Annotated in this window: 23 protein-coding genes and 3 tRNA genes; 18 read left to right on the top strand and 8 right to left on the bottom strand. The window is 57.6% G+C overall.

From position 1 onward, the window contains the following. Positions 1-25 precede the first annotated feature (25 nt). A complete protein-coding gene (locus tag CWM57_RS01285) occupies positions 26-661 on the bottom strand; it encodes a riboflavin synthase (RefSeq protein ID WP_008804615.1) in 636 nt (211 codons plus the stop codon). Between the two features lie 229 nt (positions 662-890). Here CWM57_RS01285 and mdtK point away from each other — a divergent pair, with 229 nt between their 5' ends. Beyond that, the gene (mdtK, locus tag CWM57_RS01280) at positions 891-2,264 is read left to right on the top strand and encodes an MdtK family multidrug efflux MATE transporter (protein ID WP_100630588.1); all 1,374 of its coding nucleotides are present in this window, start codon (positions 891-893) and stop codon (positions 2,262-2,264) included. A 177-nt stretch (positions 2,265-2,441) separates the two neighbouring features. Next, positions 2,442-2,906, top strand: a complete 465-nt coding sequence (asr, locus tag CWM57_RS01275) for an acid resistance repetitive basic protein Asr (protein ID WP_077268383.1) — start codon at positions 2,442-2,444, stop codon at positions 2,904-2,906. Positions 2,907-3,046: 140 nt separating this feature from the next. On the opposite strand, the gene CWM57_RS01270 is transcribed toward asr, so the two are convergent. Further along, positions 3,047-3,625 carry a TIGR00730 family Rossman fold protein gene (locus CWM57_RS01270; protein ID WP_074385659.1) on the bottom strand — a complete coding sequence of 193 codons (579 nt, stop codon included), beginning with the start codon at positions 3,623-3,625 and terminating at the stop codon, positions 3,047-3,049. Between the two features lie 254 nt (positions 3,626-3,879). Here CWM57_RS01270 and CWM57_RS01265 point away from each other — a divergent pair. The 3 genes from CWM57_RS01265 to CWM57_RS01255 all read left to right on the top strand — a co-directional run bounded on the left by CWM57_RS01265 (position 3,880) and on the right by CWM57_RS01255 (position 4,118). After that, a tRNA-Val gene (locus tag CWM57_RS01265) sits at positions 3,880-3,956 on the top strand. Between the two features lie 4 nt (positions 3,957-3,960). After that, positions 3,961-4,037 (top strand) — tRNA-Val (locus tag CWM57_RS01260). Between the two features lie 4 nt (positions 4,038-4,041). Then, positions 4,042-4,118 (top strand) — tRNA-Val (locus tag CWM57_RS01255). Positions 4,119-4,782: 664 nt separating this feature from the next. On the opposite strand, the gene CWM57_RS28090 is transcribed toward CWM57_RS01255, so the two are convergent. Beyond that, positions 4,783-5,271 (bottom strand): hypothetical protein, encoded by a 489-nt coding sequence (locus CWM57_RS28090; protein WP_227520632.1) that lies wholly within the window; start codon positions 5,269-5,271, stop codon positions 4,783-4,785. A 160-nt stretch (positions 5,272-5,431) separates the two neighbouring features. Next, the gene (locus tag CWM57_RS01245) at positions 5,432-6,184 is read right to left on the bottom strand and encodes an SDR family oxidoreductase (RefSeq protein WP_100675492.1); all 753 of its coding nucleotides are present in this window, start codon (positions 6,182-6,184) and stop codon (positions 5,432-5,434) included. Between the two features lie 98 nt (positions 6,185-6,282). On the opposite strand from CWM57_RS01245, the gene CWM57_RS01240 reads away from it, so the two are divergent. Further along, on the top strand, positions 6,283-7,209 hold the full coding sequence (locus tag CWM57_RS01240) for an AraC family transcriptional regulator (protein ID WP_100675491.1): 927 nt from the start codon (positions 6,283-6,285) through the stop codon (positions 7,207-7,209). Here the strand turns inward: CWM57_RS01240 and CWM57_RS01235 are convergent. After that, positions 7,206-8,090, bottom strand: coding sequence for a LysR substrate-binding domain-containing protein (locus CWM57_RS01235; protein ID WP_100675490.1), 885 nt, complete (start codon positions 8,088-8,090; stop codon positions 7,206-7,208). The two genes, CWM57_RS01240 and CWM57_RS01235, sit on opposite strands and share 4 nt — an antisense overlap. A 156-nt stretch (positions 8,091-8,246) precedes the next feature. On the opposite strand from CWM57_RS01235, the gene CWM57_RS01230 reads away from it, so the two are divergent. Both CWM57_RS01230 and CWM57_RS01225 read left to right on the top strand, forming a co-directional pair. Beyond that, a complete protein-coding gene (locus tag CWM57_RS01230) occupies positions 8,247-8,762 on the top strand; it encodes a DUF4286 family protein (protein WP_100675489.1) in 516 nt (171 codons plus the stop codon). A 7-nt stretch (positions 8,763-8,769) separates the two neighbouring features. Beyond that, complete coding sequence (locus tag CWM57_RS01225) at positions 8,770-9,606, top strand: MBL fold metallo-hydrolase (protein WP_100675488.1); 837 nt, start codon at positions 8,770-8,772, stop codon at positions 9,604-9,606. Positions 9,607-9,677: 71 nt separating this feature from the next. On the opposite strand, the gene CWM57_RS27325 is transcribed toward CWM57_RS01225, so the two are convergent. Then, positions 9,678-9,827 carry a hypothetical protein gene (locus CWM57_RS27325; protein ID WP_165454478.1) on the bottom strand — a complete coding sequence of 50 codons (150 nt, stop codon included), beginning with the start codon at positions 9,825-9,827 and terminating at the stop codon, positions 9,678-9,680. A gap of 401 nt (positions 9,828-10,228) precedes the next feature. Here CWM57_RS27325 and CWM57_RS01220 point away from each other — a divergent pair, with 401 nt between their 5' ends. The 4 genes from CWM57_RS01220 (at position 10,229) to CWM57_RS01205 (ending at position 12,888) form a co-directional block, all read left to right on the top strand. Beyond that, positions 10,229-10,663, top strand: coding sequence for a winged helix-turn-helix domain-containing protein (locus CWM57_RS01220; RefSeq protein WP_074385653.1), 435 nt, complete (start codon positions 10,229-10,231; stop codon positions 10,661-10,663). A gap of 45 nt (positions 10,664-10,708) precedes the next feature. Next, the gene (locus CWM57_RS01215; protein WP_100630594.1) at positions 10,709-11,425 is read left to right on the top strand and encodes a hypothetical protein; all 717 of its coding nucleotides are present in this window, start codon (positions 10,709-10,711) and stop codon (positions 11,423-11,425) included. A gap of 84 nt (positions 11,426-11,509) precedes the next feature. After that, on the top strand, positions 11,510-11,719 hold the full coding sequence (locus CWM57_RS01210; protein WP_004202908.1) for a YdgH/BhsA/McbA-like domain containing protein: 210 nt from the start codon (positions 11,510-11,512) through the stop codon (positions 11,717-11,719). A 152-nt stretch (positions 11,720-11,871) separates the two neighbouring features. Beyond that, complete coding sequence (locus CWM57_RS01205; RefSeq protein ID WP_206052719.1) at positions 11,872-12,888, top strand: zinc-dependent alcohol dehydrogenase family protein; 1,017 nt, start codon at positions 11,872-11,874, stop codon at positions 12,886-12,888. A 36-nt stretch (positions 12,889-12,924) separates the two neighbouring features. Here CWM57_RS01205 and CWM57_RS01200 read toward each other — a convergent pair whose 3' ends face one another. After that, the gene (locus tag CWM57_RS01200) at positions 12,925-13,560 is read right to left on the bottom strand and encodes a carbonic anhydrase (RefSeq protein ID WP_008804599.1); all 636 of its coding nucleotides are present in this window, start codon (positions 13,558-13,560) and stop codon (positions 12,925-12,927) included. Positions 13,561-13,809: 249 nt separating this feature from the next. Between CWM57_RS01200 and CWM57_RS01195 the strand changes: the two genes are divergently transcribed. Next, positions 13,810-14,439 (top strand): LysE family translocator, encoded by a 630-nt coding sequence (locus tag CWM57_RS01195; protein ID WP_008804598.1) that lies wholly within the window; start codon positions 13,810-13,812, stop codon positions 14,437-14,439. 4 nt (positions 14,440-14,443) lie between these two features. On the opposite strand, the gene CWM57_RS01190 is transcribed toward CWM57_RS01195, so the two are convergent. After that, positions 14,444-15,214 (bottom strand): DeoR/GlpR family DNA-binding transcription regulator, encoded by a 771-nt coding sequence (locus CWM57_RS01190; RefSeq protein WP_100630595.1) that lies wholly within the window; start codon positions 15,212-15,214, stop codon positions 14,444-14,446. Between the two features lie 90 nt (positions 15,215-15,304). Here CWM57_RS01190 and CWM57_RS01185 point away from each other — a divergent pair, with 90 nt between their 5' ends. From CWM57_RS01185 to CWM57_RS01165, 5 genes are all read left to right on the top strand, one after another. Beyond that, positions 15,305-15,688: a VOC family protein gene (locus tag CWM57_RS01185; protein WP_074385652.1), complete on the top strand. Its 384-nt coding sequence runs from the start codon at positions 15,305-15,307 to the stop codon at positions 15,686-15,688. Between the two features lie 303 nt (positions 15,689-15,991). Further along, on the top strand, positions 15,992-17,218 hold the full coding sequence (locus CWM57_RS01180; protein ID WP_100630596.1) for an SfnB family sulfur acquisition oxidoreductase: 1,227 nt from the start codon (positions 15,992-15,994) through the stop codon (positions 17,216-17,218). Position 17,219: 1 nt separating this feature from the next. Continuing rightward, a complete protein-coding gene (locus tag CWM57_RS01175; RefSeq protein WP_008804593.1) occupies positions 17,220-17,894 on the top strand; it encodes a methionine ABC transporter permease in 675 nt (224 codons plus the stop codon). A 31-nt stretch (positions 17,895-17,925) separates the two neighbouring features. Beyond that, on the top strand, positions 17,926-18,702 hold the full coding sequence (locus CWM57_RS01170; protein ID WP_074385651.1) for a MetQ/NlpA family ABC transporter substrate-binding protein: 777 nt from the start codon (positions 17,926-17,928) through the stop codon (positions 18,700-18,702). 52 nt (positions 18,703-18,754) lie between these two features. Then, entirely contained in the window at positions 18,755-19,798 is a 1,044-nt protein-coding gene (locus CWM57_RS01165; protein WP_032733145.1) for a methionine ABC transporter ATP-binding protein, read from the top strand. Positions 19,799-19,895: the final 97 nt, after the last annotated feature.

The following is a 19,895-nucleotide window of genomic DNA, read 5'->3' as shown; positions in this document are numbered from 1 at the left end:
CCCGCTCACCGGCGGGGGATTTTTTTCAGGCTTCATTCACCTTAGATGCAGCGTCTTTCGCGGCCAGCACGCGTTCAACCGTATCGACAACCGCCTGAGTCTGCGGGTCAATCTCAATATTGACGCGGTCGCCCAGCTTTTTCGCGCCCAGCGTGGTCCGCTGCAGCGTTTCCGGGATAAGATGCACGCAGAAACGGGTTGCCGTCACCTCACCCACCGTCAGGCTGATACCATCAATACCGATGAAGCCTTTATAGAGGATATATTTCATCAGCGTCGGATCCTGCACTTTAAACCAGATCTGCCGGTTATTTTCGGAAGTGAGGATCTTCACGATTTCCGCCGTGGTCATAATATGGCCGGACATCAGATGCCCGCCGATTTCATCACTGAATTTCGCCGCCCGCTCGACGTTCACTTCATCCCCGATCTGAATATCGCCGAGGTTGGTAATACGCAGCGTCTCTTTCATCAAATCGAAGCTAATGTGCGCGCCGTTTATTTCGGTCACCGTCAGGCAACAGCCGTTATTGGCTACCGAGGCGCCAGTTTCCAGCCCCTCCAGCATATGCGCCGGTAGCTCCACCACGTGGGTGCGAAAATTGGGTTTATCATCAATGGAGACCACTTTCGCGGTTCCCTGAACAATACCAGTAAACATGTTAGGCTCCTGTTGAAAATCATGACGGTATCATTACCGTTTTCGCTATCGGGAACAATAACAGGAGGGCAAAGCGGTTGCCAGCGCGCTTCGTGCCTCGACTCTTTTTTCACTGGCTTAATGGCTAATCCTCGCTACAATAGACTGGAAATTCCTCATTTTTATCCCCTTGCTGCCAGTTACGGCGGCTTTTTTAGTCTCAAAATAACAACAAAACAAAGGTGTTCACGTGCAGAAGTATTTCGTTGAAGCGCGTCAGTTATTAGCTCTGGCTATACCCGTCATCCTTGCGCAGGTGGCGCAGACGGCGATGGGTTTTGTCGATACCGTGATGGCGGGTGGCTACAGCGCCACGGATATGGCCGCCGTGGCCATCGGGACCTCCATCTGGCTGCCGGCGATCCTCTTTGGCCACGGGCTGCTGCTGGCGCTGACCCCGGTGGTGGCGCAGCTTAACGGCTCCGGACGGCGGGATCGCATCGCACAGCAGGTACGTCAGGGCTTCTGGCTGGCCGGCTTTGTCTCGGTGCTGATCATGGTCGTGCTGTGGAACGCCGGCTATATCATCAGCTCCATGCATAATATCGACCCGCTGTTGGCAGAGAAGGCGGTTGGCTATCTGCGCGCGTTGCTGTGGGGGGCGCCGGGCTATCTGTTCTTCCAGGTTGCCCGTAACCAGTGTGAAGGGCTGGCGAAAACCAAGCCCGGGATGGTCATGGGCTTTATCGGCTTACTGGTCAACATTCCGGTGAACTATATCTTTATCTATGGTCATTTCGGCATGCCCGAACTGGGCGGCGTCGGCTGCGGCGTAGCGACGGCTTCGGTTTACTGGGTGATGTTCGCCAGTATGCTGTGGTGGGTGCGCCGGGCGCGTTCGATGCGGGATATCCGCTGCGCCGAGCGCTTCAGCCGTCCCGATTTCGCCGTCCTGTTACGACTGGTGCAGCTGGGGCTGCCCATTGCTCTGGCGCTGTTCTTTGAAGTCACGCTGTTTGCCGTCGTCGCGCTGCTGGTCTCCCCGCTGGGGATCATTGACGTCGCCGGTCACCAGATCGCGCTTAACTTCAGCTCATTGATGTTCGTTCTGCCGCTATCGCTGGCGGCGGCGGTCACCATTCGCGTCGGCTTCCGTCTCGGACAAGGTTCAACGATCGATGCCCAGGTTTCGGCCCGCACCGGTGTGGGCGTGGGCGTCTGCCTGGCGGTATTTACCGCTATCTTTACCGTGCTGATGCGTGAACAGATTGCCCTGTTGTATAACGATAATCCCGAGGTGGTGCTGCTGGCCTCGCACCTGATGCTGCTGGCGGCTATCTATCAGATCTCCGACTCCATCCAGGTGATCGGCAGCGGCATTCTGCGCGGCTATAAAGATACGCGGTCTATCTTTTTTATTACCTTTACCGCGTACTGGGTGCTGGGTTTGCCGAGCGGCTATCTGCTGGCGTTGACCGATATGGTTGTGCCACGCATGGGGCCCGCCGGTTTCTGGTGTGGATTTATCATCGGCCTGACCTCCGCCGCCATCATGATGATGCTGCGGATGCGTTTTCTCCAGCGCCAGTCTTCCAGCATCATCTTACAGCGCGCCGCGCGCTAATCCCTTCAAAGCCCGCCCCTCCGGCGGGCTTTTTCGTTCTCCGGCATTGCGACCGCGTTGTACATTCCGTTACTCCCCGACACCAAAGACTCACTGATGGCACTCCCCGAGACGCATATAGTGTGGTCAACAGCCCCGCAGTGGGGTTACTCAAGAAACCAATTCGAGGATTTCAGAATGAAAAAAGTATTAGCTCTGGTCGTTGCCGCTGCTATGGGTCTGTCATCAGTTGCTTTCGCTGCCGACGCCGCCAGCACCACCCCGGCTGCAGCTGCCAGCCACACCACCGTACACCATAAGAAACATCACAAAGCCGCTGCAAAACCGGCAGCCGAGCAGAAAGCGCAGGCCGCTAAGAAACACCACAAAGCCGCTGCAAAACCGGCTGCTGAGCAAAAAGCCCAGGCGGCGAAGAAGCACCATAAAGCCGCTGCAAAACCGGCTGCTGAGCAAAAAGCCCAGGCTGCGAAGAAACACCACAAAGCCGCTGCGAAACCGGCAGTAGCGCAGAAAGCACAGGCTGCGAAGAAACACCATAAAGCCGCTGCGAAACCGGCAGTCGCGCAGAAAGCGCAGGCTGCGAAGAAACACCATAAAGCGGCGCACCACGCTGCTAAACCGGCGGTTAAACCAGCGGCATAATGGTCAGAGCGTTAAGGTGATAAACCGGCGCTGAACAGCGCCGGTTTTTTTTCAGGAGGACATCATGCTGCAACGCTATCGCTTCGAATTGCTGTTGTTACTGCTCATCGTCTGCGCGCTGTTTACCCTTCGCTTGATGTTTAAATAGCGGGCTGCTGAACCCATTTACGGGCCGGCGGCGTATAGTCGCGAAAACCGGCGATAATCTCGTCTGCCGAGGTAGCAAACGGCAGCATCTCCGCGTAGCGCGGGTGCATAAACCCTTCCCTCACCATGTTGTCGACCATCGCCTGAAGCGGATCGTAATAACCCTTGATATTCAGGAACGCGCACGGTTTTTCATGTATCCCCAGCTGCGCCCAGGTCCACTGTTCGAAAATCTCTTCGAGCGTCCCCGCCCCGCCCGGCAGGGCAATAAAGCCATCCGCCAGCGCCGCCATTTTGGTTTTCCGCTCGTGCATATCCTCGACCACATGCAGCTCCGTCAAGCCGCGGTGGGCAATTTCCCGCTCCACCAGGCCGCGCGGCATCACGCCGATCACCACGCCACCGGCCTCCAGCGCCGCATCGGCGACCGTCCCCATCAGACCGACTTTGCCGCCGCCATAGACAAGCGCCAGCCCCTGCTGCGCCAGCGTACGTCCGACCAGACGGGCGGTGTCGAGATACAGCGGATGTTCGCCAGCTGAAGAACCGCAAAAAATACCAATCGATTTCATCTTCGTTATTACTCCCTCTCTTCTGGTGGCCGATAATTTAACACAACGGCAACCCTCCCGCGCAGGGTTAGACTGGCTAAAAAAAGAGAGCAGTGACGCTCGCTGGCGAAGAAATATCCTTGTGGTTCAGTAAAATATATCCGGAATGGGTAAAAGTTCCGCAATCGCATGCAATGTGCAAGAAAAGTGACGTTTACCTCTTGCCACATCCTCTCCCTGCCGCTAATATGCGTCCCCGTTGTCACCACAACATTGCGTTCGTAGCTCAGTTGGTTAGAGCACCACCTTGACATGGTGGGGGTCGTTGGTTCGAGTCCAATCGAACGCACCATAATGCGTTTATAGCTCAGTTGGTTAGAGCACCACCTTGACATGGTGGGGGTCGTTGGTTCGAGTCCAATTAAACGCACCATAATGCGTCTGTAGCTCAGTTGGTTAGAGCACCACCTTGACATGGTGGGGGTCGATGGTTCGAGTCCATTCAGACGCACCAATCAGTTATCCTTCTGTAATTCCTGAGTTTTATTACCTGCCTCCCCCCGATGGTATTGCTGACTTAAAATGTTGTGTATTGGCAAAGCGTTTTCCTTGCATATTCCACACTAGTCCAGGGGAAGCCAACCCTTTTAGGTACATTTTTGAGCACATCTAAATGGCGCTTTAGTCCACGAACGACGGGAAAAGTATCATTGCAGCAAGGCATTTTTTCCCGGCGGAAAACATTTCAGGCTTCAAAAATTCAGGCGTTGACGTTACAGAATACTGCAGACAAAACTAAGGTGACGACTATGCCATTACCGACACGGCCATTCGTAACGCTGCGATTCATCCTCAAAACTACTCTCTGACCGACATGGAAGGCCTCTCCCTGTTTGTCAGCAAATCTGGAAGCAAAAATGGCACTTTCACTACTATCATAACGGAAAACAATGCCGCATGAGTTTCGGCCTCTAACCTGAAATTTCACTCAGTGTGGCCCGAATTTTACGTCATGAAGCCCGTTCACAAATTGCACTGGGTCTCGTCCCTCAGATTCAGACAAAATTAACGCTGGCAAAACGACACTTCAAGTATTTGAAAGGGCACCCATCACACTCATATTTTTACTCCACAGTCATGAGCATCAAAATCGAACAACAGACCACGCGTTTAATTTTTTAATGATAATCATTCCATTCATCATAAATATATGCATATGCAAATCGATATATCAGATACCCCACCAGGAATTCCACAACTGAAAGTAAACCCCAGAAAAATTTATATTCATTCACTGAGAAAAAAAAGAACCAGCCAGCCAGCGCGATACCTGAAGTACCTAATCCCATACCAGCTCCCCTGATAACACGGGAAAGAATGATGAGTAATGTTCGTTTTATATTCATAATCCACCAAAGAAATATTCCATACTGAAAACTATTCCCTGGCGTAAAAAAGCGAGCGCGCGGTACAACAGGGAGGAAACCCTGCCACAGTAGAATAAAGAAAGTCCAGCCCCGACCGGGCCAGACTAACTTTTTAAGATTAACGCCCGAATCACATTGAGAAATTACATATAAAAGACCAGAGCCATTGCTCATGTCGTAATATGGCGGGCGGTTCGCACATATCCAGAATAAGCGGCGAAAACGCACCATGAAATACATTGCTATCCTGATTTACATCAGTAAGCGCCGCCTGACCGTTATTTCGTATAACCCGCTAATATTATCCATGCGATCCTGACAGGGATAATATTCCCCGGCCATAAAGCGCAGCGGCAGCTTGCGCACCTACCGTCTGACAGACAAAACCCGCATATTGCCTTCAGACACGGCGAAGACTGGCCTGAGCCATCGCCAGGGCATCTTCCCCTGCCGGCAGCCGCGAAGGGGCATCAGGATCGTGCACCATTCGCCAGACGGCCTGAGCGACATCGGTCGCCTGCGTCACGCTGGCGTTATCCTGCATGCTGTCGAAGATCTGCTGGCCGAGCGCCGTATAGCTCTCCGGGAGCTGCCCCATCGTCCGGCGGGCGTTTTCCCCAAAGCGGGTCTGGGGAGCGCGTCCCGGCAGGATCAGCCCGACACGGATACTGAAGGGCCGAAGCTCCAGCGCCAGCGACTCCGTGAAGGCATTCACCGCCGCCTTACTCGCGGTGTAGACCGCCAGCAGGGGCATCGGTTGCAGGGTGACCGCCGAGGTAATATTAACGATCGTCCCGCTTCGTCGCGCTCTGAACCGGGGGATCACCGCCTGGGTCATGGCAATCGTTCCCAGGGTATTGGTGGCAAACAGGTCTGCTATCGCCTCGCGCGACGCGCCCTCCAGGGCATTAAGCATCCCCACCCCGGCGTTGTTAACCAGCACATCAATCTCTCCGGCTTCGGCAATGGCCTCCGCGATACTCTGCGCCGAAGTGACGTCAAGACGTACCAGCCGCAGGCGGTCGCTGGCGGGTAACACACCTTTCTGCGGAGCGCGCATTGTGGCGATAACCTTCCAGCCCTGTTCAAGAAAATAACGCGCCGTCTCCAGGCCAAAACCCGATGAACAGCCGGTGATCATAATCGTTTGCATATCTCTGTCTCCGAATGGCTTCTTCCTTTTGATCATAGACAGACCATGCCGGACGATATAGGGTCAATAATCCATCATTCTTTCGCAGGAGTCCGAAAATGAGCGATCCGCTGGCGGAGGTCATTGCCATGCTAAACCTCAGAGCGGTGCTGACCAAAACCGTTGAGGGGGCGGGAGACTGGCGAGTGATACGCTCGGACCAGGGGTTGTCATTTTATGGCGTCGTGCTGGAAGGAGGCTGTCGGCTGGAAATTGACCAGCATGAGCCGCAGATCCTGCGCGCCGGGGATTTTATTCTGATCCCGGCGGCGTACCGCTTCGCGCTAACCAGCCTGACCCCGTCCCCTTCACCAGCGCTGGAGACCATCCCGGTGCAACTGGCGGAGGGACACTTTCGGCTGGGAGCCCTCGACAAGCCTGCGCAGATGCAGGCGCTGATTGGCCACTGCGCTTCCGGTTCGACGAACGCCAGCCTGCTGGCCTCGCTGTTGCCAGCCTTTGTGGTGGTCCGCAATCAACCGCGGCTGGCCACCTTTGTCGGGCTGCTGAAAGAGGAAGCGCAGGCTGATCGTGCGGGCAAATCTTTCGTTCTGGCGCGGATGGTCGAGCTGCTTTTTATCGAGGCGATCCGTTCCTCCGGCACGCTCGCGACCCCCGGTCTGATGCGCGGGCTGAGCGACCCGCGGATCGCCCAGGCAATCCGCCTGCTGCATCGGGCCCCCGCCAGACGCTGGACGGTCAACGCCCTGGCCGCCGACTGTGCGCTGTCTCGCTCGACGTTATTTGAACGCTTTACCGACCTGACCGGGATGACCCCGATGGGCTATCTGTTAGGCTGGCGAATGACCCTGGCCATGCAGTGGCTGAGCGAGACGGGCATCAGCATTGCGGATATCGCCGAGCGCATCGGCTATGGCTCGGCCAGCGCGTTCAGCGTAGCCTTTACCCGCTATACCGGGATATCGCCGGGGAAATATGCCCGCCAGCGGGCGACGCAGCCTCCCCCCGGGCCAGCCCTGACTTAACCGGCTGCAATCTCCGTCTGCAGCCAGCGCTCAAACACCTGCAGCGCCAGCTCTCCCTCCCCGCCACCGGGTTTGATCAGACAAAAGCGCTTGGCCAGCGTCGGGGAGCCCGGCCACGGAGCGACCAGCGTCCCGGCGCGCAGCTCGCTTTCCACATACATCTTCGGCACCAGCGCCACCCCCTGCTGGCTCAGTACTGCGGCGATGGCCATCTCATGCAGATCGTAGCGCGGCCCCTGCGCCGGATTATCCAGTGCCAGCCCGCACTCCCGGGCATAGTGCAGCCAGGCGTCAGGGTTTTGCCGCCGGTGAATGCGCGGTAATCGGTTCAGTTGCCCGGGGAGATCGTCATTCGTCAGCAGCGCCGCATGACAGACCGGCAGCAGGTACTCCTCGAACAAAAACGTCACATCCATGCCAGTCCACGCCGGGTGATCAAAATGGATGGCGGCATCAAAACCGCTGCCCGGGAGGATGAAGGGATCGCTGCGGGCGGCAATATTGACCACAATATGCGGATGCTGCGCTGCAAAGCGTCCAAGCCGGGGGATTAACCAGCGGCTGGCAAAGGTAGGAAGCACGGCGATCTCCAGACTATGCCCATCGGAGGGCATCCCGCTGACATCGTGGGTATCCCGCTCCAGACGGGCAAGGATCTCGCGGACCTGGCGGGCATAGCGGGCGCCAGCCGGATTGAGCCGCACCCGGCTCCCCGTCCTGTCGAAAAGTTTACTGTCGAGGAGCGCTTCCAGACGGGCAATCTGCCGGCTGATGGCCCCTTCCGTTAACGCGAGTTCCGCCGCCGCGCGGGCAAAGTTGCCGTGACGGGCAGCGGCCTCAAAAGCCAGTAGCGCAGCGCTGCTGGGGATTTTACGACGCATAGCCAATGCTCCTTGTGCAGGCTCACCGAAAGTCAGTGACATAATATCACTGACTATTGAATTAACATCGTTTTTCAGCGCCATTTTTAGCCGATAGGATGATGAAAACTCACTAAAGCGCTTTGCGCGCTCAATCATCTGTCCATCGAGGTCACTATGCTCTATGTCGTCGAATGCGCCTACACCGATCCCCAAAGCGAAGCGGCGTGGAATACCTTTTACAATCAGGAAAAACTGCCGGCGCTGGTCTCTGTGCCCGGTTTTTACGCCTCTCAGCGCTTCCGCGCCCTCAGCGAGGGCTGCCCCCGCTATCTGGCGCTGCACGATATCCACGATGCTACCGTCATCGACAGCGACGCCTACCGCCGCAACGGTGGCGGCCATTTTGCCCGCTGGCAATCGGCGATCACCGACTGGCACCGCCACCTCTATGTTGCAGATAGCGGCGTGCGGGAGGTCCGGTCTGATGAGGTGCTACTGCTGAGCGACACGCCTCAGACGCTACCCATCTCTCCGGCAATCGTCCTGCTGCCTGGCGGCCTGGCGACGCAACAAACCCGGTATGCCGCCATCGTCCCGCATAACGACCTGCATCACCTGGCCACGGCTGCCGCCGTCTTTATCTATCAGCCCATCACCGCCCGGTTACGTAACCCGGCGCAACGCGCGTGAGGTCGCCATGACACCAGCTCCCTTTTATACGTTGACCGCAGGCGACCTGACGGTGACCGCCGTCAGTGATGGTCAGATGTCGGCGCCACTGTCCTTACTCTCGGGTATCACGCCTGAGGAGGCGGAGCGCCTGCAGCGGAACGCCGGGTTAGCCTCACCGGAGGCCATTGCGATCGGCGCCTATCTTATCCGCGGACGCGGGCACACCGTACTGGTGGATACCGGCACCGGGGGAGTCAATGGCGTCGGCGGTGCGCTTATCGCCAATCTGGCGCTGCTCGGCGTACGCCCTGAGGAGATTGACACCATCCTCCTCACCCACGCGCACCCGGATCACATCGGCGGGTTGCTGACGGCAACCGGCGCCCCGGCGTATCCCAACGCCACGGTGTTCCTGCCTTCGCGGGAACGCGCTTACTGGCTGGCGGCATCCACACTGGACAACGCCAGCGATCGCGGCCGGCGCAACGTGCTGCTCGTCCACCGCGTACTGGCAATCTGCGCGGCGCAAATTCGCGAAGTTGATGGTGAGGAGACGGTCGCCGGGATCCACCCGTGCCCTCTGCCCGGCCATACGCCCGGCCATACCGGGTATCGTCTCGAGGCGGGCGATACCTCGCTGCTCATCTGGGGGGATATTGTCCATTTCCCGACCATTCAGACCACCCGGACGTCGGTGTCGATCGCCTTCGACGTCGATCCTGAACAGGCCCGACAAACCCGGGAATGTCTGCTGCGCCAGGCCGCCAGCGAACAATGGCTGATCGCCGGCATGCATCTTGGTCTGCCCGGCTTTGCCAGGGTGGTGGAGACGCCTTCTGGTTATCTGTTGCAGTCGGTGTAAAGGTCGCAGAGGTAAGCCCTGCTTGTCCGCAGGAACAAGCAGGGCTTTATGTCAGGGGGTTGGGCAGGCCGCTAACTGCGGCTTTTCCAGGCTTTTTTGCTTTTGCAGCTGGCTTTGGTGGCGACCCACGGGTGGCGTAGCTGAGTCAACTGAAGATCCTGGGAGGCCGGGCTGGCCGACCAGCGTTTGGTACACAGAGGCTTACGAGTTGCAATGACCATAAAAACGCTCCTGAAAAGTAATGAACAATTCCCTGGGTTGTTCCATAAGTTCAGAATCAGCTTATCATCGCGTAACGGAAGTTATTTCAATCTTTGTTTTAGTATGTAAATGGTGAAAGCCTCCCGAAATAAGCAAAATTGATCTAGATCAATATAAATGCATTTAGTTTTTCCTGACACCTATATATTCAACCGCTTACCAGCGCCTGACGTTTGTTTAAGACTTTTCCTATACCATACAATCCTGCAGAGCAATAATCATTTTTCAGATTTTTATTCTAGTTATGTATACGAATATGGTTATTTGTTTTGATTATTCTAACAGATAAAATTCACTTGGTCAGTCAGCAGCAGGCAGGTACTCTGCACCGGCAATAACTGGATTTGTCAGGGAGTGGTAGATGACTAAGGGCTATAAACTGCTTGGCTATAAGTTAGCAGATAATATTTTCTACTGCCTGCATCATCGGGAAATTATCGCGCTGCGAGGGACGCGAACGCAAGTTCAGCTACGCAGTACCATGGCCTGTTTACTGGAATATCTGTTGGCGCATGGCAGAGAACGGGTGGTCAGCGATGAAGAGTTGATGATTAACGTCTGGGAAAAAAATAACCTTCGCCCGTCTGCGCAGCGATTATGGCAGGTTATTCAGACGTTAAAAGCTCGTCTTAGCCAGGCTGGCGTTGAAAGCGCATTAATTATTCGGGTCAAGTGCGCCGGGTATTATATTAACAATGCGGTCGTAGCCGAAATTTACTCATTCAAACCACCGGGCATGATGAATTACATTAATACCTCGCCTGCTGATATGAATAAACTCCTGGTACGCAGCTAATCCCCTCTCCGCGCCGTTTACATCGCTTGTAACAGGGTTTATCCGTTGAATATTTTAATTCACAGCAATAATGTTTTTTTTAATATCGGCCTCGCCCAGTGTTTCAGAGATATTCAGGAGACCCTGCCCGGGCTGAACATTATTCATTCGCTGCCACTTAGCCATTTTCCCGATCCGGCTGGGCTGGATGTGATTATTTTATCGCTGGAAAACTTTCACGATTATCAGGCCGCCGCTGAATTAGCCCTGCGTTATCAGAGTCTGGTGATCGGCTTTACCTCGGCCGGCAACGTGAGGCGCGGACGCGCCTTTTTCGCGGATACCCTCCTGTGGGTTAGCCAGCGGGAAAGCGTTCTGGAGGTTGGCCGCCTTTTGCGCAGGCTGGCCGATCGTCGCTGGCCTCTGGTGCCGCGTCATCAGCGTCAGAGTACCTCTTCCCGTCAACGAGCCCCCCTCAACCGCCTGGAAATGCGCATGATCGCCGCCACCATGAAGGGACAGTCGGTGAATCAACTGGCGACCACGCTGGGGATCAATCGCAAGCGAGTCTATAACGGACTGGAACGGATTAAGGTGAATTTTCATCTGGTCAGCCATACCCATTTTCACCATTTTATGACCACCGGGCCAACGTTTAACCCGCTCTCATCCGACCTTGCCAGTTATACGCCAGGGGCAAGACTTGCCCGGCAGCAACAGGCCGCGTTGCACGCAGCGGAAAATCATTCATATTATTTGAACAAGATTCGCAAATTGTTTTGATTTTAACCTGCAGGAGTCAAGCGTATTCTTTATCACATCAGGGCAACAAGCCCTTTATCAGACACCAGATTAAGGAATACGACCATGAAATCCATCAAAACTTTCGTTGCTGTTGCTGCACTGTCTCTGTTCTCTTCTGTCAGCTTCGCCCAGAGCGTCAGCGCTACCGCTTCCACACTGGACCGTGCTGAAGCAAAAATCGCCGCCCAGGCCGCGGAACAGGGTGCATCCTATAAAATCACCAGCGCCCAGTTTAACAATCGTGTCCATATGACGGCTGAGCTGAGCAAATAATCCTTTTAGCCGTTAGCAATAAATAAAGCGCCGTTTTTAACGGCGCTTTATTTTTTCCCCTTTTCCCTTTCAGTGATGTCCCGACAGACAGGCTGTGGCGCTCTCCCCGTTCCCGACCAATACTGACTGTATCCTCCAGAAAAGAGAGCCTGATGATGAAAGCCTGGACAGTCAAAAAACCCGGTTCGCTTGAGAACCTGCAGCTTGTCGATCTTGCTGACCCCGGCGCGCCCGCCGCAGGCGAGATCCGGGTGGCGCTGCACGCCACCTCGCTGAACTACCATGATTTGCTGGTCGCAACGGGCGTTATTCCCACCGCCGATCGGCGGATCCTGATGGCGGATGGCGCCGGCGTGGTGGAAGCGGTTGGCGCCGGGGTGAACGAATTTCAGCCGGGTGACCGGGTGGTCGCGGGCTTTTTCCCGCAGTGGCTGGATGGCCGCCCCGGTCCACAGGTGAGCGACTTCAGTCAGACCCCGGGCGATGGCGCGGAGGGGTTCGCCTGCCAGTATGTCGTCAGGCCGGCCAGCCATTTTACCCATGCACCTGAGGGGTGGAGTTTCAGGGAAGCGGCAACCATAACCACTTCCGGTCTTACCGCCTGGCGCGCGCTGGTTGTCGAAGGACGGTTAAAAGCAGGCGATACGGTACTGACGCTCGGCACCGGCGGCGTGTCGATAACCGCCCTGCAGCTGGCGAAAAGTATGGGCGCGCAGGTGATCGTCACCTCGTCGTCAAATGAAAAGCTCGCTCGTGCTCGCACGCTGGGGGCCGATCATCTCATCAATTACCGAACCACCCCGGAATGGGGCGCCGCGGTGCAGGATATCACCGGCCATCGCGGGGCCGATCTCATTCTGGAGCTGGGGGGGCCGGGCACCCTGGGGCAGTCGTTCGAGGCGGTCAGTGTTGGCGGACACATCGCCCTGATCGGCGTCCTGACCGGCTTCGAGGGGCATGTCCCCACCCATCTGCTGATGAGTAAACAGGCCCGACTGCAGGGGCTGGTGGTAGGTAATAGACGGCAACAACAGGACTACGTCAACGCCCTGAACCTGCAGGCGTCGCGGCCGGTTATCGATAAAGTGTTTGATTTTACAGCCTTACCGGATGCCTTCCGCTATCTGCAAAGCGGCGCCCATTTCGGCAAAATTTGCGTGGAGTGGTGAGGAGATGAACAGGGCCTCCGTGCCCTGGGAACGGCTTTATTCGAAAAAGACGTCCGGATTTTCCGACAGGGAAACAAAGGATTTCGTGTTTTTATCCAGCGCCTGAATGTCGCCGCTTTCAATGTCGTAGAACCAGCCGTGCAGGCGCAGGGTATGGTCGCGCAGACCGACCGCCACCGACGGATGGGTTTTGATGTTGTTCAACTGAGCGATGACGTTTTCCTGCACCATGCCGTTGACCTTATCGGTTTCGCTGGCCCAGGTTTTCTTTTCCACCACCGCTTTCGCGGCATCAGCATAGCGCAGCCAGTGGGACACCGCCGGCATCGGCTCAAGGCACTGGCAGGTGGCGATCGCTTTCATCGCGCCGCAGTTGGAGTGGCCGCAGATCACGATATCCGTCACGCCCAGCGCAACGACGGCATATTCGATGGTAGCAGAAACGCCACCTGGCTCCGGCCCGAAAGACGGCACGATATTCCCGGCGTTACGAATGACAAAGAGCTGTCCCGGCTCCTGCTGGGTTACCAGTTCAGGCACCAGACGGCTGTCTGAACAGGAGATGAAAAGCGCTTTGGGATTCTGGCTGGAGGCCAGGCTACGGAAGAGCTCTTTACGCTGGGGGAAGATCTCTTTCTGGAAGTTGAGGAAGCCCTCAATGATATGTTGCATAGCAGTGTCTCTTCTCTGTAGTTATTACGGTATGACAAAGATCACAGTTATTCAGTTTACCATTGATGACAAGAATGGGAATCGTTATTCAAACAGTTGCGCAGAAAACGCGCGCCGCCAACGCCCGCTCCGCCCTGCCTTGTCCACACCTTTTTGACGTGCTTTCCTGAACCAGTTTGCTACTCTGTTTAGCTCAACCGTCCACACGGTACCGACCGCCTGCCGGCGGCGGACATCACAGGAGTCGCTATGTTCTTATCCAGCCTGATGGCCATTGCCGCGGTGCTGATCATGGGCGTGATCAGTCCCGGTCCAAGCTTTATCTTTGTTGCGCGCAATGCCGTCGCTCGCTCGCGCGTGCACGGTCTGGTGACCGCCCTCGGTACCGGCGCCGGCGCCGCCATTTTTTCCATTATGGCAATGCTGGGCCTGCAGAAGGTGCTCACCGCGGTGCCGGAGCTGTTTATTGGCTTGAAAGTAGCGGGCGGGCTCTACCTGTTATGGCTGGGCTATAAGATTTTCCGCGGGTCGGCGCAGCCGATGGACTTTTCCGCCAGCGGCATGGCTGGCAACCATTCGCTGCTGAAGACCTTCCGCGATGGGCTGTATACCCAGCTGAGCAATCCCAAAACCGCGCTGGTGTTCGCCTCAATTTTTACCGCCCTGCTGCCAGCGCAGATCCCCACCGCCTTTTACTACATCGTGCCGCTGATGAGCTTTCTGATTGACGTCAGCTGGTATTCGCTGGTGGCGCTGGTGCTATCTGCCGATCGCCCGCGGCGCGTCTACCTGCGGCTGAAGCGGCGGATCGACATCGCCACCGCGACGGTGCTGGGGGCGCTGGGCCTGCGGCTTATCGCCACCTCCCTCACCCGCTAACGGGCTACACGGTATGGATGCGAATATCGTGCTGCTGAAAGGCAACGCGATATTCGCGACTGATATTCTCTTCTACCACCAGCACATCGATATCGCTGCTCGCGGCGACCACAAACCGCGCCACCGCCGGAATTTTATCCGAGGTCAGGCCGATGATTATTTCGCTGCACTGCTTAATCACCGCTTTCTTGAACTCGCAGTCGGCATAGTCAAAACCGGTCAGGCCCGACTCTGGCGCCATCGCGCAGCCGCCGATAAACCCCTGGTCGAATAACATGCCCTGCACCTGAGCCACCGCCGCGGCGCCGACGCAGCCGCCGCTCGCCCGCTGCACCTGCCCCCCGAGGATCACCACGTCATACAACGGTTTTTTCACCAGTACCGCGGCGATCTCCGGTGAGTTCGTTACCACCGTCAGCGCCAGCTCGGCGGGTAGCGCCTCGGCCATCGCCAGATTGGTGGTCCCGGTATCAATGAAAAGGGTACCGCCGGGCTTCACCAGCCTGGCACACTGTTGCGCGATCCTGAGCTTTATTGCTCGATTTTTATCTTTCCGTTCACTGTAGTCCCCGGCCTCCGGCAGGCTCAGCACCGCCCCGCCATACACCTTTTTACAGAACCCCTCACGACTGAGCTCATGCAGATCGCGGCGGATGGTGTGCTCCGACACCTGAAGCCGCGCCGCCAGCTCCGCGCACACCACTCTGCCGTTTTCCTGCAGGATCTGGCAAATCAACGCTTGTCGCTGTTGGGGAAAAGCAGCATAATCGAGCACGATAACTCCTTAAATTATCAAAAACGAGCAACAGCAAGCATGATCGTCTGCGCTGCTTTGATTGTCAATGTTCCTGCCCGGAGGTTTACCATGAAAATTGCCCATTTCGCCCTGTGGACCCAACAGCTCGACGTCCAGGCCCGCTTCTGGGTGGAGTTCTTTGCCGCCAGCATCAATGAAAAATACCTAAGCCAGACCAACCCCGGCTTTGCCTCCTATTTTGTCACCATTGACGATGAGGTAGTGATCGAGCTGATGACCAAGCCTGGCCTGCAGCCGGCCAGCGCGGATAACAACCATACCGGCTGGGTACATCTGGCCCTCTCGGTGGGCGGGGCGGAACAGGTCGATGCCCTCGCCCAACGCGCCGAGGCTGCGGGGATACTGGTTTCGCCGCCGCGCACCACCGGCGACGGCTATTATGAGGCAGTGATCGCCGATCCCGATGGCAACCTGATTGAAATCGTCGCCTGATCGGCAGACCGCCCTTGCGACGACGCACCGCTGACGTCCGCTCTGAACTGACCGCCTTGTTCCTTCCTTCACGCCCGGCGGTCGTTCCCCCTCCTGTTGCCTTTGCAACAGCCGGCGCAAAAGTACGCTGCATTTGCAGCAGTCCGCACCACCAGCAGACCTCTGCAACCCGCTAAATACCGCCATCGCGCCTTCCTCTCTCGCTGGCACAGGTTTTGCTTATTCATGCATATAACCCCCAGGCATTATGAATTATTTATTTATCTAATTTATGCATAAGCTATCTACTGAATAAGAGAGAAGATGATGTCAGCCAGTTCACCCGCTCTGCCTTACACCCAGTCCACGCCGCAGGCGCATATTATTGCCAGCGATGCGGAAGCCCTTGCCATCGCCCATGAGATCGCCGCCGTGCTTAAACCCGGCGCCGCCGAGCGCGACCGCACGGGTATCGTTCCGGCGGAGATCGTCAACACCTATTCCAACAGCGGACTGTGGGGCATCACGGTGCCACGCCGCTTTGGCGGCGCCGAGGTTTCGGCCGCGACTCTGGCGCAGGTTATCGCCATTCTCTCCGCGGCCGATCCGTCGTTAGGCCAGATCCCCCAGAATCACTACTGCCTGCTGGAGGACATTCGTCTGCAGGGCAGCGACGAGCAGCAGGCGTTTTTTTTCGCCCAGGTATTGCAGGGCTATCGCTTCGCCAATGCCCTGTCGGAAACCGGAGGGAAAACGGTGCTCGATATTCGTACCCGTATCGAGGAAGGCGCCGGGGACCTGCGGATCAATGGCCGTAAAGGCTACTGCACCGGCTCGCTGTACGCCCACTGGATTGGCATTCTGGCGCTGGACGCCGACGAACGCGCCCAGCTCGCTTTCGTGCCGCACGACAGCCCGGGACTGACGGTGGTCAATGACTGGGCGTGCCTCGGTCAGCGCACCACCGCCAGCGGTACCGTGCTGGCCGACAATCTGCCGGTTAATCCTTTCCACCTTTTTCCAACCTGGAAGTCTTACGCCAGCCCGACCCTCGCCGGCCCCTTCGCCCAGCTGACCACCGCGGCGATAGACGCCGGTATCGCCCGTGCGGCGCTGGACGATACCGTGGCGTTCGTGCGCCACAGCGCCCGGCCGTGGATCGACGCCGGTGTGGCGCGGGCGAGCGACGATCCGCTGACTATCTACCATATCGGTCAACTGGACAGCCGCCTTGCCGCAGCCGACGCGCTGCTGGAGCGGGCGGGACGGGTGCTCGACCGCTATAAAAATGACCTCAGCGAAGAGCATGTCGCCGAGGCGTCGCTGGCTGTCGCCCGCGCCAAAATCTGGACCACCGAAGTGGCGCTGGAGGCCGCCAGCCGCCTGTTCGAGCTGGGGGGGACTCGCGCCACCGGTGAGTCGCTCAACCTCGACCGCCACTGGCGCAATGCCCGGGTGCACACCCTGCACGACCCGGTTCGCTGGAAGTATCAGCTGCTTGGCAACTGGGTGCTGAACGGCATTCGCCCGCAACGACATGACTGGAACTGATATGACGAGTCTGCTGGCGTTTTTCGCGGAAATCGACTGGAACGATGTGGCCCAGGCCGCCCTCGATACCCTTACCATGCTGGCCTGGTCGCTGGGATGGACAGTACTGCTGGGGCTTCCGCTGGGGATCGTGCTCTATCTCACCGGCGAGCCGCGTTTGCTGTACGCCCCGCGCCTTTACCGCCTGCTGTCATTGTGCGTCAACGTGCTGCGATCCCTGCCGTTCATCATTTTACTCATCGTGATGATCCCGGTGACCACGTTGCTGACCGGCACCTCGCTGGGGGTGGAAGGAACCATTCCGCCACTGGTCGCCGGCTGCGCCCCGTTCTTCGCCCGGCTGGTGGAAACCGCCCTGCGCGAAGTGGAGCACGGCCTGGTGGAGGCCAGCTGGTCGATGGGCGGCAGCACCTGGCAGCTTATCTGGCACACGCTGCTGCCGGAGTCGCGGGCCGGGCTGATCGCCGCCGTGACCGTGACGGCCATTTTGCTGGTCGACTACACCTCGATGGCAGGGGTGATCGGCGGCGGCGGGCTGGGCGATCTGGCCATTCGTTTTGGTTATCAGCGCTTTCAGACTGATGTGATGGTGGTCACCGTCCTGATGCTGATCGCGCTGGTACAGCTTCTGCAAATGAGCGGCGACCGCCTGGTGCGCTACGTCAGCCGCAAATAACTTACCCTTCTCTGCTCAGGAAACCCTTATCATGAAAAAATCCATTATTGCCGCCGGACTGCTGGCCCTCTTCTCCACCGCAGCGCTGGCTAACGAGACGCTGATCGTCGGCGCCACGCCGGTGCCGCATGCGGAAATCCTTGAATTTGTGAAGCCGGTGCTGGCGAAGGAGGGCGTCGATTTACAGGTCAAAGTGTTTAACGATTTTATTCAGCCTAACCAGCAGCTGGCGGAGAAACACCTCGACGCCAACTACTACCAGTACCGGCCGTTCCTCGATAACTACAACCAGACCCGCCACACCAACCTTGTACCGGTGGTGGGAGTGCATATCGAGCCCTTCGGCGCCTACTCCAGCAAATACAAGACCCTCGCCGCGGTGCCTGACGGCGCCACGATCGCCATCCCTAACGATCCGGTGAACACCGGCCGCGCGCTGGTGATGTTAAGCAACGCCGGGCTGATTACCCTCAAGGATCCGCACAATCCGCAATCGGCAACGAAGGACATTACCAGCAACCCGCATCACTTTAAGATCCGCGAACTGGAGGGCGCCATGCTGGCGCGCGCGGTGAAGCAGGTCGACCTGGCCTTTATCTTTGCCAACTATGCGCTGGAGGCTGGTATCGACACCGATAAAGCGTTGCTGGTGGAAAAAGGCAGCGATCTGTACGTCGAATATCTGGTGGCGCGCCCGGACAACATTCAGGACCCGGGCATTCAGAAGCTGGCGCAAGCGCTGCATTCGGACGCGGTTCGTCAGTTCATTCTGACGCGTTATCAGGGCAAAATTTTACCTGGATTCTAATCACCGCGGGCAGCGGCGTCAGCCGCTGCCCGGGCTAACGGAGCGCATCATCGTGACGCATATCCCTGCCCCACCGACCCATATTGAGTTTGCTGGTATCAGCAAAGCCTATCCTAACGGCGTGCAGGCGCTACAGGACATTGACCTGACCATCCGTCAGGGCGAAATTTTCGGCATCATCGGCCGCAGCGGAGCCGGAAAATCCACCCTGCTGCGCCTGTTTAATCGCCTGGAAAATGCCGACAGCGGCGAGATGTTCATCCACGGCGAGTCAACCGTGCGCTACTCCACGCGCCAGCTGCGCGACCTGCGTCGACGGGTGGCGATGATTTTTCAGCACTTTAACCTGATGGCCACCAAAACCGTGGCGCAGAACATCGCCTTGCCGCTGAAGATGGCTGGCGTCCCGGCCGGCGAACGCCAGCGTCGGGTCAGCGAGATGCTTGAGCTGGTGGGCCTCAGCGCGCTGCGCGACAGCTACCCGGCCCGCCTCTCCGGCGGCCAGAAACAACGGACCGGCATCGCCCGGGCGCTGGTCACTCAGCCGGAAATTCTGCTGTGCGATGAGGCAACCTCGGCGCTGGATCCGGAAAACACCCTGTCGGTGCTAACCCTGCTCAAGGAGATTAACCAGCGCCTGGGCCTGACTATCGTGCTGATCACCCACGAAATGGAGGTCATTCGCACCCTCTGCGATCGGGTCAGCGTGCTCGAGGGCGGGCGCATTGTCGAACAGGGCGATGTCTGGCGCGTGTTTGGCAACCCGCAGCACCCGGTGACGCGCGCCATGCTCGGCCTGCAGCACCCCGATCGCCCGGAGGCCGGGCCAGCGCTGCGCGACGGCGAGCAGATCGTGACCTTACGTTTTGACGGCAGCAGCGGTCGTGAACCCAATCTGCAGCATATCGCCAGCCTGCTGGGAGGCGACGCCCGACTGCTGTACAGCAACTGCGAGCGCATTCAGGGCCGGGTGATCGGCCAGCTGCAGGTCCGGCTGAGCGGGCCGCTGGCCGCCAGCGCGTTGGCGCAGGATGGCTGGGTCGCAGACAGCATTCTGACCCACCATCATCAGACAGCGGAAACCACTGCTTCTTAGCCATCGAATGGGATTATATTCCCGATCCTTTGCTAAGGATAATTAGTTATAAATCATAGCGTTTCAGTGTTAGACAGGGCGAAGTGCGCCTCTTATC

The organism is Klebsiella sp. G-Nf4 (assembly GCF_002810615.1).
Classification (GTDB): Bacteria; Pseudomonadota; Gammaproteobacteria; order Enterobacterales; family Enterobacteriaceae; genus Klebsiella; species Klebsiella variicola.
The sequence above is the reverse complement of the archived record's forward strand: the minus strand, read 5'-3'. Positions and strand labels throughout refer to the sequence as shown.